This window comes from Mesorhizobium yinganensis (assembly GCF_040081985.1).
GTDB classification, from domain to species: domain Bacteria; phylum Pseudomonadota; class Alphaproteobacteria; order Rhizobiales; family Rhizobiaceae; genus Kumtagia; species Kumtagia yinganensis.
On the sequence record NZ_JBEBMH010000010.1, the window covers coordinates 28,493 to 42,704 of the forward strand.

13 protein-coding genes and 1 tRNA gene are annotated in these 14,212 nt (G+C 62.7%); 7 read left to right on the forward strand and 7 right to left on the reverse strand.

Going from position 1 to position 14,212, the window contains the following annotated elements; genetic code table 11:
• Positions 1-49 precede the first annotated feature (49 nt).
• The 3 genes from ABMA59_RS18715 (at position 50) to ABMA59_RS18725 (ending at position 1,812) form a co-directional block, all read left to right on the forward strand.
• Complete coding sequence (locus ABMA59_RS18715; RefSeq protein WP_349006900.1) at positions 50-556, forward strand: DUF992 domain-containing protein; 507 nt, start codon at positions 50-52, stop codon at positions 554-556.
• 51 nt (positions 557-607) lie between these two features.
• Entirely contained in the window at positions 608-1,207 is a 600-nt protein-coding gene (locus ABMA59_RS18720) for a YdeI/OmpD-associated family protein (protein ID WP_349006901.1), read from the forward strand.
• Positions 1,208-1,368: 161 nt separating this feature from the next.
• On the forward strand, positions 1,369-1,812 hold the full coding sequence (locus ABMA59_RS18725) for a hypothetical protein (RefSeq protein ID WP_349006902.1): 444 nt from the start codon (positions 1,369-1,371) through the stop codon (positions 1,810-1,812).
• Positions 1,813-1,907: 95 nt separating this feature from the next.
• Here ABMA59_RS18725 and ABMA59_RS18730 read toward each other — a convergent pair whose 3' ends face one another.
• Entirely contained in the window at positions 1,908-2,945 is a 1,038-nt protein-coding gene (locus tag ABMA59_RS18730) for a glycoside hydrolase family 25 protein (protein ID WP_349006903.1), read from the reverse strand.
• Positions 2,946-3,107: 162 nt separating this feature from the next.
• Entirely contained in the window at positions 3,108-4,622 is a 1,515-nt protein-coding gene (locus ABMA59_RS18735) for a protein adenylyltransferase SelO (protein WP_349006904.1), read from the reverse strand.
• Between the two features lie 265 nt (positions 4,623-4,887).
• Here ABMA59_RS18735 and ABMA59_RS18740 point away from each other — a divergent pair, with 265 nt between their 5' ends.
• Positions 4,888-5,514 (forward strand): glutathione S-transferase family protein, encoded by a 627-nt coding sequence (locus ABMA59_RS18740; RefSeq protein ID WP_349006905.1) that lies wholly within the window; start codon positions 4,888-4,890, stop codon positions 5,512-5,514.
• A 56-nt stretch (positions 5,515-5,570) separates the two neighbouring features.
• On the opposite strand, the gene ABMA59_RS18745 is transcribed toward ABMA59_RS18740, so the two are convergent.
• A complete protein-coding gene (locus ABMA59_RS18745) occupies positions 5,571-5,738 on the reverse strand; it encodes a hypothetical protein (protein WP_349006906.1) in 168 nt (55 codons plus the stop codon).
• A gap of 162 nt (positions 5,739-5,900) precedes the next feature.
• Between ABMA59_RS18745 and ABMA59_RS18750 the strand changes: the two genes are divergently transcribed.
• The 3 genes from ABMA59_RS18750 (at position 5,901) to ABMA59_RS18760 (ending at position 8,559) form a co-directional block, all read left to right on the forward strand.
• A tRNA-Thr gene (locus ABMA59_RS18750) sits at positions 5,901-5,976 on the forward strand.
• 109 nt (positions 5,977-6,085) lie between these two features.
• Complete coding sequence (locus ABMA59_RS18755) at positions 6,086-6,865, forward strand: NAD kinase (protein ID WP_349006907.1); 780 nt, start codon at positions 6,086-6,088, stop codon at positions 6,863-6,865.
• A gap of 182 nt (positions 6,866-7,047) precedes the next feature.
• Positions 7,048-8,559: a DEAD/DEAH box helicase gene (locus ABMA59_RS18760; RefSeq protein ID WP_349006908.1), complete on the forward strand. Its 1,512-nt coding sequence runs from the start codon at positions 7,048-7,050 to the stop codon at positions 8,557-8,559.
• A gap of 364 nt (positions 8,560-8,923) precedes the next feature.
• On the opposite strand, the gene ABMA59_RS18765 is transcribed toward ABMA59_RS18760, so the two are convergent.
• From ABMA59_RS18765 to ABMA59_RS18780, 4 genes are all read right to left on the reverse strand, one after another.
• A complete protein-coding gene (locus tag ABMA59_RS18765; protein ID WP_349006909.1) occupies positions 8,924-9,583 on the reverse strand; it encodes a YiaD family glycine zipper/OmpA-like lipoprotein in 660 nt (219 codons plus the stop codon).
• Positions 9,584-9,726: 143 nt separating this feature from the next.
• A complete protein-coding gene (locus tag ABMA59_RS18770) occupies positions 9,727-10,116 on the reverse strand; it encodes a hypothetical protein (protein WP_425475944.1) in 390 nt (129 codons plus the stop codon).
• Positions 10,117-10,442: 326 nt separating this feature from the next.
• Positions 10,443-11,574, reverse strand: a protein-coding gene (gene prfB, locus ABMA59_RS18775; protein ID WP_349006910.1) for a peptide chain release factor 2 whose coding sequence is annotated in 2 segments (ribosomal slippage) — positions 10,443-11,507 and positions 11,509-11,574 — 1,131 coding nt in all. Because the reading frame shifts where the segments join, the coding sequence is not laid out codon by codon here.
• Positions 11,575-11,701: 127 nt separating this feature from the next.
• Positions 11,702-14,143: a penicillin-binding protein 1A gene (locus ABMA59_RS18780; RefSeq protein WP_349006911.1), complete on the reverse strand. Its 2,442-nt coding sequence runs from the start codon at positions 14,141-14,143 to the stop codon at positions 11,702-11,704.
• Positions 14,144-14,212: the final 69 nt, after the last annotated feature.

A 14,212-nucleotide genomic window follows, 5' to 3' on the forward strand; every position in this document is an offset into this window, starting at 1 on the left:
GTAGGATACTCGGTGGGCTGCCCGTCCGTCGTTCCCAATGGAGAGTTTCATGAAGACCATTCTTGCCGCCGTTCTCGCGCCCGCGGCGCTGCTGGCGGGGACGTTCGCCAACGCCGCCGATTTCAGGACCTATCAGGAGCCGGACGACCGCGACGGCGTGAAGATCGGTACGCTCTCCTGCGACATCGGCGGCGGCGCGGGCTATGTGCTGGGCTCGGCCAAGCAACTCAATTGCGTGTTCCATTCCTCGATCGGCGCCCGCGCGACGGAGAATTATACCGGCACGATCCGCAAGATGGGCGTCGACCTGGGCTTCACCACACAGGGCAGGCTGGTCTGGGCGGTTTTCGCCCCGACCGCCGGTTATCATCGCGGCTCGCTCGCCGGCCTCTACAAGGGTGTCACCGCGGAAGCCTCGGTCATCGCCGGCGTCGGCGCCAACGTGCTGGTCGGCGGCACGGCCGGTTCGATCCAGTTGCAGACGATAAGCGTGACCGGCCAGTGGGGCCTCAACCTCGCCGCCACCGGCACGTCGGTGACGCTCACCCCGAGTTGAGGCAGGCGCAGGGGCTGAACGCTTCGCCTCGTCGAACCGGAACCGGAAAAAATGGCGCCTGTTCACGTCGATCCCGCCAAGGTTCATCAGTTTGAAGATGCCGACGCCTTCTACGGATGGCTCGGCAAGAATCATTCGACCGCCGACGAGGTCTGGATAAAAATCCACAAGGTAGCATCGGGGTTGAAATCGATCACGCCGAAGCAAGCCATCGACGTCTGTCTCTGCTGGGGCTGGATCGACGCGGTGCGCAAGGGCCTTGATGACAGAAGTTTCCTGCAGCGCTACACGCCGCGCGGCAGGAAAAGCATCTGGAGCAAGATCAACGTCAACAACGTCGCCCGGCTGATCGAGGAAGGCGGGATGACCGAGCACGGCTTGCGGGAAGTCGACGCCGCCAAGGCCGACGGGCGCTGGGACCGCGCCTACGCGAGCGGCACGGACATGCAAATCCCCGCCGATCTGCAGGCCGCGATCGACGCCTGCCCCGAAGCCCGCTCCATGCTGGCAAAACTCGGCGCGCAGAACCGCTTCGCTCTGGCCTTCCGCATCCACAACATGAAGACCGAAGCCGGGCGCAGGAAGAAGATCGAGACATTCGTCGCCATGTTGAAGCGCGGCGAGACGATCTATCCGCAAGGTAGGAAGTGAGGCTTTCCGCCGGAAGCACGTGGCCTTAGTCGGTCAATCCGGGCACCCAGGCGCCGCGAACGCGGTGGCTAATTTGTGATCGAAAAACCTCGGCCGCCCTCCTGTCCGTACCGATTGGCCGCGCTAGCTTTCCATTGATCTCTTCAATGAAGGAGCCTGCCATGAAGCACCTCATCCCTGACGAGATCATATCGACCGCCGAACTGATCCCGTTGATCCGCAAGCCTCTCACTCCGGGCGAGCGTCTCGAACTCTGGGCGAAAGCGTTGGAACGCCATGCCGGACCGTTGAATGCATTAAGACGGCTGGAAGACCTGCCGTCCAATGAACTCCGTGCGTATCGCGGCGACAACACGCCGCTGACGGTCGCATACAACGACCCGATCCTGCGGGCCGAAGGTCTGAGCGGCGACAGTCTCGGCGACGCAATGGATTTCTTCGAGCTGAGTCCTCGAAACACCCATTGGTTGCTCTGTGATTGTTATTACCACGGCGCCATGACCGGCACCGGCCTCGCCAAACTTGTTCGCTATTACGCGCGCAGCAGCGAACGGCGAGCCAAGTGGGCCGGGATATTCAGAGGGATGCTGGGCTGGGCATCCTGAAGGCGTCTGATCGCGATCGACCCGAAGCCGGCCGCGAGCGCGGCCGGTCGCCGTTGGTCTGGCGGAAATCGCGCTATCCGTCCGGCAAAGCCTAGCTATTGCGCGTCGGCCATCACAGACTGGCCGCCCGCCCAGTTGCGCCACTGGCGTTCGCTGCCGTTGAAGACGTTGAGGTCAATCTTCCCCTTCACGCCGTGCGACAGACCGGACCCCGAATACTGCCAAAACAGCCATTTGCGGCCGGGATAGACCTTTGACGGGTGCTGCGCCACGGCCCGCAGCCAGAACGGATAATCCGGAAACGCGCCGCGCAAATTGTCGGCGTAAAAGTCCGGCGCCGTGTAGATGATCGGGCGCTGGCCGTAGTGGGCTTCCAGCTTGTCCATGAACACCTGCATCTTTTCTTGGACGCGCGCCCGAGACAAACGCCGCTTGCAGCGCGACTCGCCATTGTATTCGACGTCGATGACCGGTGGCAGCGCGCCTTCCACCCTCGGCACGTTGCGGATGAACCAGTCGGCCTGCTCGCCCGCGGTGCGGCACCAGTAGAAGAAATGGTAGGCGCCGCGCTTCAGCCCGGCTTCGTCGGCGGCCCGCCAATTGGTGCGAAACATCGGGTCGAGATGGTCGCCGCCGTCGGTGGCCTTGATGTAGGCGAAGTTGGCGCCCTGGCTGCGCAGTTTCATCCAGTCGATGGAGCCCTGCCAGCGCGATACGTCGACGCCATGCACCGCATATTGGCCGGGCGTGGTCTTTCCGAAATTGATCGGTTTCGCATCGCGGAACCGATGGCGATAAATCGTGCCGCGTGCGAGCGGAGCCGGACGCGCCGCCGGCTTCGGCGTCAGTATCTTCGACGGCTTTTGCGGCGCCACCAGCGCGATCGCCTCGACATCGGTCTCAACAGCCATTTGCGGGCGGGCAACGGCCACGGCGGTCTCCCCAACCGCCGTTTCCTCCAGAAGCGCGGACACGGTATCCGCCTCGCCGATCACTGCCTCGGGCCGCGCGACAGAGGCTGTCGTTTCGGAAGAAGGTTCCTGGATCTGGAGGCCGGCAACGCCGCCGCTGGACGTGCAGCCGGCGAGGCAAAGGGCAGCGAGAACGGTGATGACGACGCTTGGCGACCGCATTTGGACCTGTACGCAGAAACAAAACAGACCGAAGGCGGACGCCCCCGACAAAGCCGGGTTCAATTGCTAACGAGAAATTACCAATAAAGTTTGAATCGATTTTTTACCACGACACCAATTTACGCTTTGCAATGACTGCCGCTTCGACAAACGGCGCCACGTCTATGTTCCGCAAAAAGTCTCCAGCACACGCTCTTCCGGCTTTGGCGGGTCCACATAGGCCGAATGCGCGGGCTGCTCGTCGAATGGTCTTGCAAGCACCGAAAGGAGTTCCTCGAAAGGCGAAAAATCCGAACGATCCACCGCCGCGCGGATGACCTCCTCGACCCTGTGATTGCGAGGGATGTATTTTGGATTGACCGAGCGCATCATCTCCTGCCGGCCGACATCGAACTCCGGCTCGCGCGCCAGCCGCTCCTTCCAGCGGACGGCCCAACCGTCGAATTCCTCCGGCCGTTTGAACAGCTTTCGCGTCCCCCCTTCTCCGGGCACCGCGGCAAAATCGTCGCCAAGCCCACGGAAGACCAAGGTAAAATCCGCTTCGTTGGCCGACATCACCTCCAGCAGCCCGGCCGCCAGCGGCAGATCCTCCGGATGTTCGGCGGACAGCCCAAGTTTCCGGCGCAAGCCCTTGTGAAAGACGCCGTCATAAGTCGCCTGGAATTTCTTGAGCACGGCCTCAGCCAGCGCGACGGCCTCGTCCTCGCTGGCGGCGAGCAGCGGCAGCATCGCCTCGGCCAGCCGCGCCAGGTTCCAAACCGCGATGCGCGGCTGATTGGCGTAGGCATAACGGCCACCGGCGTCGATGGACGAAAATACGGTGCCAGGATGATAGGAATCCATGAAGGCGCAGGGCCCGTAGTCGATGGTCTCGCCGGAGATCGACATATTGTCCGTGTTCATCACGCCATGGATGAAACCCACCAGCATCCAGCGCGCCACCAGGCGTGCCTGCGCGGCAACAACATTTTCGAGCAGTGCGAGATAGGGAGTCTCCGCAGCCGCGGCCTCGGAGTAGTGGCGCTCGATTGCATAGTCGGCCAGCGCCTTCAGCGCTTCGTGATCGCCACGCGCCGCAAAATACTGGAAAGTGCCTATGCGGAGATGGCTGGCCGCGACGCGGGTAAAGATCGCGCCAGGTACCGCGCCCTCGCGGAACACCATCTCGCCGGTGCTCACCGCAGCCAACGCCCGCGTCGTCGGAATGCCGAGCGCCGCCATGGCTTCGCTCACCACATATTCGCGCAGCACCGGTCCAAGTGCGGCCCTTCCATCACCGCCGCGTGAGAAGCGCGTCCGCCCCGAGCCTTTGAGCTGGATGTCGCGGCGCTTGCCGCCACGGTCGATCGCCTCGCCGATCAGCAGCGCACGGCCGTCGCCGAGTTGCGGCACGAAATTGCCGAACTGGTGCCCGGCATAGGCAAGCGCCAGCGGCTGCACGTTCTTCACGGACGCGTTGCCGGCAAGCACCGCGATGCCGCCCTCGCTTTCGAGGAAACCGATGTCGAGATTGAGGTCCTCGGCCAACTGCCGGTTCAGCCTGATCAGTTTCGGCGCGCGTACGGGCGAGAGGTCGGCGCGCTGGTAGAAGCGGTCCGGAAGCTCCGCATAGCTGCTTTGGACAAAACCGGCTGCCAGGTCGGCCTGGCGCGGGGCCTCGATATTCACCTGATCCATGATCGTGCCCGGCGCTCCTGCGTCCGTGTCTCGTTCCCACCATATTGGAAGTCGCGCCGTATTTGGCAACTTTCCGCCCCGGACGCTGGCTCACTCACGATTTCCGTAGGAGACATTTCCTGCGGAACGGTTCGCCGCCGATAGCGGCGATCACCACCACGCTCGGATGTCCGGTTCTGGCAGCAGCAGTGTCCTGGCCCATCCCGCAACGCTTGCCTTCGCCACCACGCCCATAGCACTGTCCCGCATCCTGTGGAGCAAAACCATGATCCTCATCGGCCAGTATGATTCGCCTTTCGTCCGCCGCGTCGGCATCGCGCTGACGCTTTACGGCGTGCCGTATGAGCACCGGCCATGGTCGACCTTCGGCGAGGCCGACAAGATCCGGCCCTATAACCCGCTGCTGCGCGTGCCGACCCTAGTTCTGGACGACGGCGAGACGATCGTCGATAGCCATATGATCATCGACCATATCGACAGCCTCGTGCCGGCCGAACGCCGGATGTTTCCGGTCGAGGAGCCGGCTCGCCGACGTGCCTTGAGAGTCGCCGCCTTGGCAGCGGGCCTGTCCGACAAGGCGGTCAGCCTGTTCTACGAGACTCGGCTGCACGACAAGGTGTCGGACCTCTGGGTGGAACGCTGCCGCTCGCAGATATCAGCCGTCCTCTCGGTGCTGGAAACCGACCGCGCCGCGCGTCCGGGCGACTATTGGTTCGGCGAGACGATCGGCCACCCCGACATCATCGTCGCAACCATGCTGCGCCATCTATCCGAGGCGCATCCCGGCCTGGTTCAGTCCGCCGACTTTCCGACGCTGATGGCGCATTGGCAACGCCTGGAAGCGATGCCGGTGTTCCAAAAAATCCAACAGCCCTTCATCGCGCCTGCATGACAACACTTTGAAATCACACCTTGCCGAAAGGCGCTTTGACGCCAGACCGATGGGAATCAGCCCATGCCCGTCTCATGGCGCAGGTAGAAGGCCAGCGCGACGAATCCAAAGGCGAACGCGATGCCTTTCCAGTCGACATTTGCCGTTTTGAGCTCCTTGGCGAGCTTGAGCAACACCAGGCAAAGCACCGCCAGCCCGATCGCGATGAACACAAACCTGATCATTCGCAGCCTCCCCAAACGCAAACCGTCAAAAAAGATATGGGGTCGCAAGCCAGCGCATTTAAGGTCTGTGCGCCTGTCCGGCCCGATAAAGCTGGCTTCCGGTAACCGATTTCAGACTTTTGTCTTTACTGCCGGCCCACATATGATTAACCGAAGGCGCATGCCCTTGTAGCTCAGCTGGTAGAGCAGCGGTTTTGTAAACCGAAGGTCGCGGGTTCAAATCCTGCCGGGGGCACCAGAACTTACCTCCGCCACCCGAAGCCAACGCCGTCAGTTCTCTCCGCTTTCCCCTCCCGCCCCGTCATGCTAACCCGCTGTCGCGGGCGTATCCGCCGGGGAAAACACCGTTGCATCAGCAAAGACCGCGCAAGACCTTTGCCTTTGTCGCGTCGGGAGCCCCGGACGCCGAGGAAGCGGTGGCGATGCTCTCGAAGGCCTATGGCCAGATGCCGGTCGAGGACGCCGATGTGATCGTCGCCCTCGGGGGCGACGGCTTTCTGCTTCAGGTGCTGCGCGAGACCATGGGCACCGGCAAGCAGGTCTACGGCATGAATCGCGGCACGGTCGGTTTCCTGATGAACGAGTTTCGCGCCGACGGGCTGGAGGAACGCATCGAGACCGCCGATGCGGAGACAATCCGGCCGCTGGAGATGGAAACGGTTTCCGCCGACGGCACCACGGCGCGCGCGCTCGCCATCAACGAAGTGTCGCTGTTCAGGCAGTCCTATCAGGCCGCAAAAATCCGTATCACCATCGACGGCAACGTCCGCATGGACGAGTTGATTTGCGACGGCGTCATCGTCGCGACGCCCGCCGGCTCGACTGCCTACAATCTCTCGGCGCAGGGCCCGATCGTGCCGCTCGATGCGCCACTGCTGGCGCTGACGCCCGTCTGCCCGTTCCGGCCACGCCGTTGGCGCGGCGCGCTTCTGTCAAACCGTTCAACCGTGCGTTTCGACGCGCTCGAACAGCCGAAACGTCCGGTAAACGCGGTGGCCGACCATACGGAGATCAAGTCGGTGATCTCGGTCACGGTGCGCGAATCCGCCTCGCTCACGGCCACCTTGCTGTTCGATGCCGGTCACTCCTGGGACGAGCGTATCATTGCCGAGCAATTTCGCTATTGACCGTGTTGCAAAGCAAAAACCACAACACCATATATTGAAGAAGCGTTATCGGTCAAAAAACGGCTGATAATATTGACAAATCAGGATTCAGGCCGTAACGCGAGGCGACGATCCGCGAGAGGCGTGATCTTTGCTGCGGTACTGCAAACCGCGCCTTCTAACAGCTAAAGCAGCCGAAACACTTGTCCTCAGACACCGCGACCGCTCAAGAAGCGATTACATTTGCCGATCTCGGTCTTTCGCCGAAAGTCCTTTCTGCCGTCACCGACGCCGGCTACACCACACCGACGCCGATCCAGGCCGGCGCCATTCCGCATGCCTTGCAAGGCAAGGATGTGCTGGGCATAGCCCAGACCGGCACCGGCAAGACGGCTGCATTCGTGCTGCCGATGATCACCCGCCTCGAGAAGGGCCGCGCCCGGGCACGGATGCCGCGCACCTTGATCCTCGAGCCGACGCGCGAGCTGGCGGCTCAGGTGGAAGAGAACTTCGTCAAATACGGCAAGAACCACAAGTTGAACATCGCACTGCTGATCGGCGGCGTTTCGTTCGACGAACAGGACAAGAAGCTGGAGCGCGGCGCCGATGTGCTGATTGCCACGCCCGGTCGCCTGCTCGACCACCGCGAACGCGGAAAGCTCCTGCTCAACGGTGTCGACATCCTCGTCATCGACGAAGCCGACCGCATGCTCGACATGGGTTTCATTCCCGACATCGAGCGCATTTGCGAGATGATCCCGTTCACCCGGCAGACGCTGTTCTTCTCCGCAACCATGCCGCCGGAGATCACCAAACTCACCGAAAAATTCCTGCATTCGCCGGTACGGATCGAGGTTGCGCGGGCAGCGAGCACGGCGTCCAGCATCACCCAGCGGCTGGTGAAGTCCGGCAACAAGCCGTGGGACAAGCGCGAAGTTTTGCGCAATCTTATCAAGGCGGAAGCCGACAGCCTCAAGAACGCGATCATATTCTGCAACCGCAAGATCGAGGTTTCGGAACTGTTCCGTTCCCTGGTCAAGTATGATTTCGACGCCGGCGCGCTGCATGGCGACATGGACCAGCGCGCGCGCATGCAGATGCTGGATAACTTCCGCTCCGGCAAGCTGAAGCTGCTGGTCGCGTCCGACGTCGCGGCGCGCGGGCTCGATATTCCGGACGTGAGCCACGTCTTCAATTTCGACGTGCCGATCCATTCGGAAGACTATGTCCACCGCATCGGCCGCACCGGCCGGGCCGGGCGGTCCGGTAAGTCTTTCACCATCGCCACAAGAAACGATACCAAGTATCTGGATGCAATTGAGAAATTGATCGGACAGAAGATCGAATGGCACGACGGCGACCTGTCGACCGTGGTCGCACGCGAGGAGAGCGAGGACGCGCCGCGCCGCGAACGCGGCCGCGACAGGGATCGCAAGCCCCGCGAAGCGCGTGGCGGACGCCGGCCGGAGGATCATAAGCAGACCAAACGGCCGGAGGAATCGCCTCAACCTACGGTGGCAGCCAATGACGATCGCGCCGAAAGGCGGGATTCGATCCGGCAGGAAAACGCGGCTCGCCAGGCGGCCGCGCACGCACGCCAGGACCCGCGCCGCGACACGCGGCGTCCCCGCCCTCACAATGAGGACGACGACCGCGCGGTGCTGGGTTTTGGCGCCGATATGCCGGCTTTCATGCTGGTTGCGGGAAAAGTCTGATTCTTTTCCGCTCGGCTGCACGGTAGAATACGCGGGGACTGGCGGCGCGCTCCCACGCAGCGGCAAGTCCGGAATATGTCGTGATTTCAGTGACTTGGCGTTTTTCAGGCCAAAATTGGCATTTTTGAGCTGACGCAGCCCCCTCTTGAGCTTGCCGCTACGGCGTTTTGCGCGTCACCGCCTTGCCCTGCTGCTCTTTTCAAGCCGATAAACGTGACGTCATTTCGGACGCCGCGGGTTACCGCCAGCGGCAAAGCCTGATCGGAAAATCGGCCTCAAAAAAGTGCGACAGCCGACGCCTTCCGGCAACCAATCGGTCGCCGGAAGGATGCCAAGTCAGCAGACGGTGTCGGAGCTTCCAGCCCTATTCCGTCAGCGGCGAAAGCTGAATCTCGACGCGGCGGTTCTGCGCCCTGCCCTCCGCCGTAGCGTTGGAGGCGATCGGCCTTGTCTTGCCGAAGCCGGTGACCGCGAAACGACGCTGGTCGACACCCTGGGCATTCAAATAGTTGGCGACGGCAAGGGCGCGGCGCTGCGACAGATCGAAATTGTGGCTCTCGCTGCCGGTGGAGTCGGTAAAGCCATAGACGTCCACGATCGTCTGCTTGTAGCGCTTGAGCACCAAGGCCACCGAATTCAGCACCGGATAGAAAGCCGGCCTGATCGCGTCCTGGTCGACATTGAAGGTGATGTCCGACGGCATGTTCAAGATGATCTGGTCGCCGACGCGGGTCACGCTGACGCCGGTGCCCTGCAACTGGGCGCGCAGTTCGGCTTCGTTCTTGTCCATGGTCGCGCCGATGGCGCCGCCAGCCAAAGCGCCGATGCCCGCGCCGATCAGCACTGCGTTGCGCTGGGCGACTTTGCTGCCGCCGACCGCGAGGCCGGCCAGCGCGCCGAGGCCGGCGCCAAGCGCCGCGCCGCCCGCCGTGTTGGAAACCTTCTGCTCCCCGGTATAGGGATCGGTGGTGCAGGCTCCGAGAAACGCTGCGGCGGCAACGACGGCTACGATCTTGTTATACATTGATAAATCCCTCTCAGGCCGCGACTGTTCCCGCGACGCGAATCCCTTCGCGTCGTTGTACCATGAATTGCGGCGAAATCCCGAACGGGTTCGACCCGCAATCCCTTCAGCAGGCGTCAAGGCTTAAGAGGAAACTTGCCGTCTCAAAAACCTTTCGGCGGAACGAAGAGGCAGATCGTCCGCGAATTGTCGGCTCCCGCTACCGAACACCAATGGTATTCGCCATCGGGTGAATTCTTCAGCCGCGCATCCTGATAGCCGAGCACTTCGCCCGTGCCCTCAATCACATAACCTTCCGGACGCTCGCCGATCGAGGTCTGCGGCACTTCACGGCAATCGTAGCCCGAGCAGCAGGAGAAAGGATAGCTCCAGCCGTTCGGCTTAGCCGCGGTCGGCGTGGCGTCGTGCGCCGCAGCCGACATTCCGCCCACCACGACCCCGGAAGAGGACACAATCCAGACAGTAGCGGCGGCGACAACGGCGCGCGCGATACGACCAAGGGCTGATTGGGGGCTGGCTGCGATGGTGGGCATGGCTCATTCCTGTCAAAACGAGGCTCTCAAGCACTAGGCTTGCCCGTTCCCGGAACGTGTCTTCCCTTCAGCCGGTTCCCATCCGCTCATATAAGCCGCGACCGGCCATCAATGCTTTTTCCCCAACCCAGGTTACAGGTTGAGCCGATTCCTTCGCCGGCGCAAGATAATGCTGCGGTGCACAATGACGCAGGCTCTCGCTACACCGACCACCGGACAGCCAAAAGTCTGCGCCGCCATGGTTAACGATGGGTTAACGGCAAACTGAAACCGGCGCAGCAGGCGGCGGCCGCTGCGCAATCAGACAGCGGCCGAATGCGGCACCATCAGTCGATATCCGCGACCGGCTGCCCTGCCCCGCCCTCGATGCGGTGCGAGAGCGACGCCTCCATGAAGTCGTCGAGGTCGCCGTCGAGCACGTCCGACGGGCTGGTGCTTTCGACGCCGGTGCGAAGGTCCTTCACCAACTGGTAGGGTTGGAGCACGTAGGAGCGGATCTGGTGGCCCCAGCCGATATCGGTCTTGGACGCCTCGGTGGCATTTGCGACCGCCTCGCGCTTCTTCAGCTCTTCCTCGTAGAGGCGCGAGCGCAGCATTTCCCAGGCTTTTGCACGATTCTTGTGCTGCGAGCGTTCGGCCTGGCAGGCGACCGCAATACCCGTCGCCAGATGCGTGATACGGACTGCCGAGTCCGTCGTGTTGACGTGCTGGCCGCCCGAACCGGAAGAGCGATAGGTGTCGATGCGCACGTCGGATTCCGACACGTCGATCTGAATGGAATCGTCGACAACCGGATAGACCCAGATCGACGAGAACGACGTATGGCGGCGTGCATTGCTGTCATAGGGCGAGATGCGCACCAGACGGTGCACGCCGGATTCAGTCTTCAGCCATCCATAGGCGTTATGGCCCTTGATCAGCAGCGTGGCGGACTTGATGCCGGCCTCTTCGCCGTCATGCATTTCAAGCACTTCGACCTTGAACTTCCGGCGTTCCGCCCAGCGGGTATACATGCGCAACAGCATGTTCGCCCAGTCCTGGCTCTCGGTGCCGCCGGCACCGGCGTGGACTTCCAGATAGGTGTCGTTAGCGTCGGCCTCGCCCGACAGCAGCGTCTCGATCTGGCGCGCCCTGATCTCGCCGGAAAGCGAGCGGATCGCGGTCTCGGCCTCGGAGACGACGCCCTCGTCGCCCTCTTCCTCGCCGAGTGCAATCAGGTCGACATTGTCGTTGAGCGCCTGCGTCAGCCGCTTTATCGAGGTAATGCCTTCGTCCAGGCTCTGGCGCTCGCGCATCAGCTTCTGGGCTTCCTGCGGGTCGTTCCAAAGCGCGCCGTCCTCTGCGCGGACGTTGAGGTATTCCAGTCGTTTTACAGCGACATCCCAGTCAAAGATGCCTCCTCAGCAGGCTTATGGCCTGCTTGATTTCGTCGACGAGTTTCTCTGTCTCTGCACGCATGGCAGTGTTCTTGCCTTTCTGATTGCGCGGGAAATGGATCGGCGCGGACCATAGGGACGCCCCTTGCCCGTGTAAAGCAACCGAACCGGAATTTCCCGCCGATTGTTGGGCCGGAGCCGGGCGGCCTTCAGTAGAGGCCGCCGCCGCCCTGGCTGATCGCCTTGCTCGCCTGCGGCGACAGCTTTTCAGCCGAGATCGACTCGCCATCGTCCATGCCGATCACCCAATAGCTGTCGGCCGGGCCGGTGCCGGGCTTGAAGGCCTCCATGATCGTGCCGGCATCGCCTTCGCGCGCCTGCATGCCGGTCTTGCGGTTGATGGCGATGAGCTTCATGCCCTCCGGAACCTGGAAGTCGACGATCGGCGTGTCCTTCAGGATCTCGGCCATGAATTCCTTGAAGATCGGCGCGGCCAGGCCGCCGCCGGTCGCGCCTTTGCCAAGGCCCTGCGGCTTGTCGTAGCCCATATAGAGCCCGACCACGAGGTTGGGCGTGAAGCCGATGAACCAGGCGTCTTTCTCGTCGTTGGTCGTACCGGTCTTGCCGGCGATCGGGCGGCCGAGCTCGGAAATGGTCACCGCGGTGCCGCGCTGCACGACCCCTTCCATCATCGAGGTGATCTGGTAGGCGGTCATCGGATCGAGGATCTGTTCGGCATTGTCGACCAGTTCCGGCTCCGGCTGATTCTCCCAATCGGCGGCGACGCAGTTTTCGCACGCGCGCTCGTCATGCTTGAACACGGTCTTGCCGTAGCGGTCCTGGATGCGGTCGATCAGCGACGGTTTGATCTGGCGGCCGCCATTGGCCATCATCGCATAGGCCGTGACCATGCGCATCACGGTGGTCTCGCCGGCGCCCAGCGCCAGCGCGATATGCGGCGGCATCTTGTCGTAGACGCCGAAGCGCTCGGCATATTCGGCGACCAGCTTCATGCCCATGTCGTTGGCGAGCCGCACCGTCATCAAATTGCGCGAACGCTCGATGCCGGAGCGCAGCGTCGCCGGGCCGGCGGTCTTGCCGTCGTAGTTCTTCGGCGTCCAGACCTCGTTACCGATTCTGATGGTGATCGGTCCGTCCATGATCACGGAGGCCGGGGTGTAGCCGTTGTCGAGCGCGGCCGCATAGACGATCGGCTTGAACGACGAGCCGGGCTGGCGCTGCGCCTGCGTAGCGCGGTTGAATTCGGATTCCGAATAGGAGAAGCCGCCGACCATCGCCAGCACGCGCCCGGTATGCGGGTCCATCGCGACCAGACCGCCCGAAACCGCCGGAATCTGGCGCAGCGAATAACCGTTCCCGTCGGTCTTCTTCTCGACGAGGATCACATCGCCCGGCTTCAACACATCGCCGGGCGTGCTGGCACGCGCCTTCTTGCCGTCGACGACGTGCTGGCGCATGGCGAAGGCCATGTCCTCCTTGGCGATCGTGCTGGTCTCGCGCTCCTCCACCAGGGCTCCCGAAACCTGGCGCCCCGGCTGCAGGCCGATGGTGAGGTCAGAATTCGACGAATCCAGCACCACGGCAAGCCGCCATTCCGGCACGTCGTCGAGCTTCTTGACCTCGCCCAGCGCAACACCCCAGTCGCCGGTCAAATCTATTTGGGTGACGGGGCCGCGGTAACCGCGCAGGGTGTCGTATTTCAAAAGGCCGTTCTGCATGGCGCGGCGCGCCACAAGCTGCATCTTCGGGTCGAGCGTGGTGCGAACCGACAGCCCGCCCTCGTAGAGCGCGTTCTCGCCGTAGCGGGCGATGATTTCGCGGCGCACTTCCTCGGTGAAATACTCGCCGGCGAAGAGGTAGGTACCGTTGCGGCGCGGCTTGACGCCGAGCGGCTCGGCCTTAGCCTTGTCGCCTTCCTCGCGGCTGACGTAGCCGTTCTCGACCATCTGGTCGATGACCCAGTTGCGGCGCTCGATGGCGCGCTGCGTATAGCGGAACGGATGGTAGTTGGAGGGGCCTTTCGGCAGCGCCGCGAGATAGGCCGCCTCGGCCACCGTAAGCTCGTTCACCGATTTATCGAAATAGGTCAGTGCCGCGCCGGCGATGCCATAGGAGCCGAGCCCGAAGAAAATTTCATTGAGATAGAGCTCGAGAATGCGGTCCTTCGAATAGGCCTGCTCGATGCGGAACGACAGGATCGCTTCCTTGACCTTGCGGTCGAGCGTTTGCTCGCGGGTGAGAAGGAAGTTCTTGGCGACCTGCTGGGTGATGGTGGAGCCGCCCTGCATCGGGCCGCCCTTCGCATAGACCACGGCCGCGCGGATGACGCCCTCGAAGTCGACGCCGGGGTGCTTGTAGAAATTCTTGTCTTCCGCGGACAGGAACGCTGCCTTCACGCGATCGGGGATGGCCTGGACCGGCAGATAGAGGCGGCGCTGGCGCGCGAACTCGCCCATGAGCGAGCCGTCCACGGCATGGACGCGGGTGGTGACCGGCGGCTCGTAGTTGGCCAGCACCTCGTAGTCCGGCAGATCCTTGGCGAGGTTGCCGACATAGACCGCGACACCACCCGCCACCAGCAGCGCCAGCATGGTGCCGATGCCGAAAAAATAGCCGATGAGACGAATCATTTCCGCTCCAATACGAGGCTCGGCAGTTCTTGTTGAAACGCTGCGGTTTCGGCAACCAGAACCGGGCAT

Bases quoted from the DNA above. Each gene is read 5' to 3' on its own strand.
- ABMA59_RS18715 (WP_349006900.1), top strand. From the start codon at position 50: ATGAAGACCATTCTTGCCGCCGTTCTCGCGCCCGCGGCGCTGCTGGCG.
- ABMA59_RS18720 (WP_349006901.1), top strand. From the start codon at position 608: ATGGCGCCTGTTCACGTCGATCCCGCCAAGGTTCATCAGTTTGAAGAT.
- ABMA59_RS18725 (WP_349006902.1), top strand. From the start codon at position 1,369: ATGAAGCACCTCATCCCTGACGAGATCATATCGACCGCCGAACTGATC.
- ABMA59_RS18730 (WP_349006903.1), bottom strand. From the start codon at position 2,945: ATGCGGTCGCCAAGCGTCGTCATCACCGTTCTCGCTGCCCTTTGCCTC.
- ABMA59_RS18735 (WP_349006904.1), bottom strand. From the start codon at position 4,622: ATGGATCAGGTGAATATCGAGGCCCCGCGCCAGGCCGACCTGGCAGCC.
- ABMA59_RS18740 (WP_349006905.1), top strand. From the start codon at position 4,888: ATGATCCTCATCGGCCAGTATGATTCGCCTTTCGTCCGCCGCGTCGGC.
- ABMA59_RS18745 (WP_349006906.1), bottom strand. From the start codon at position 5,738: ATGATCAGGTTTGTGTTCATCGCGATCGGGCTGGCGGTGCTTTGCCTG.
- ABMA59_RS18765 (WP_349006909.1), bottom strand. From the start codon at position 9,583: ATGTATAACAAGATCGTAGCCGTCGTTGCCGCCGCAGCGTTTCTCGGA.
- ABMA59_RS18770 (WP_425475944.1), bottom strand. From the start codon at position 10,116: ATGCCCACCATCGCAGCCAGCCCCCAATCAGCCCTTGGTCGTATCGCG.
- ABMA59_RS18780 (WP_349006911.1), bottom strand. From the start codon at position 14,143: ATGATTCGTCTCATCGGCTATTTTTTCGGCATCGGCACCATGCTGGCG.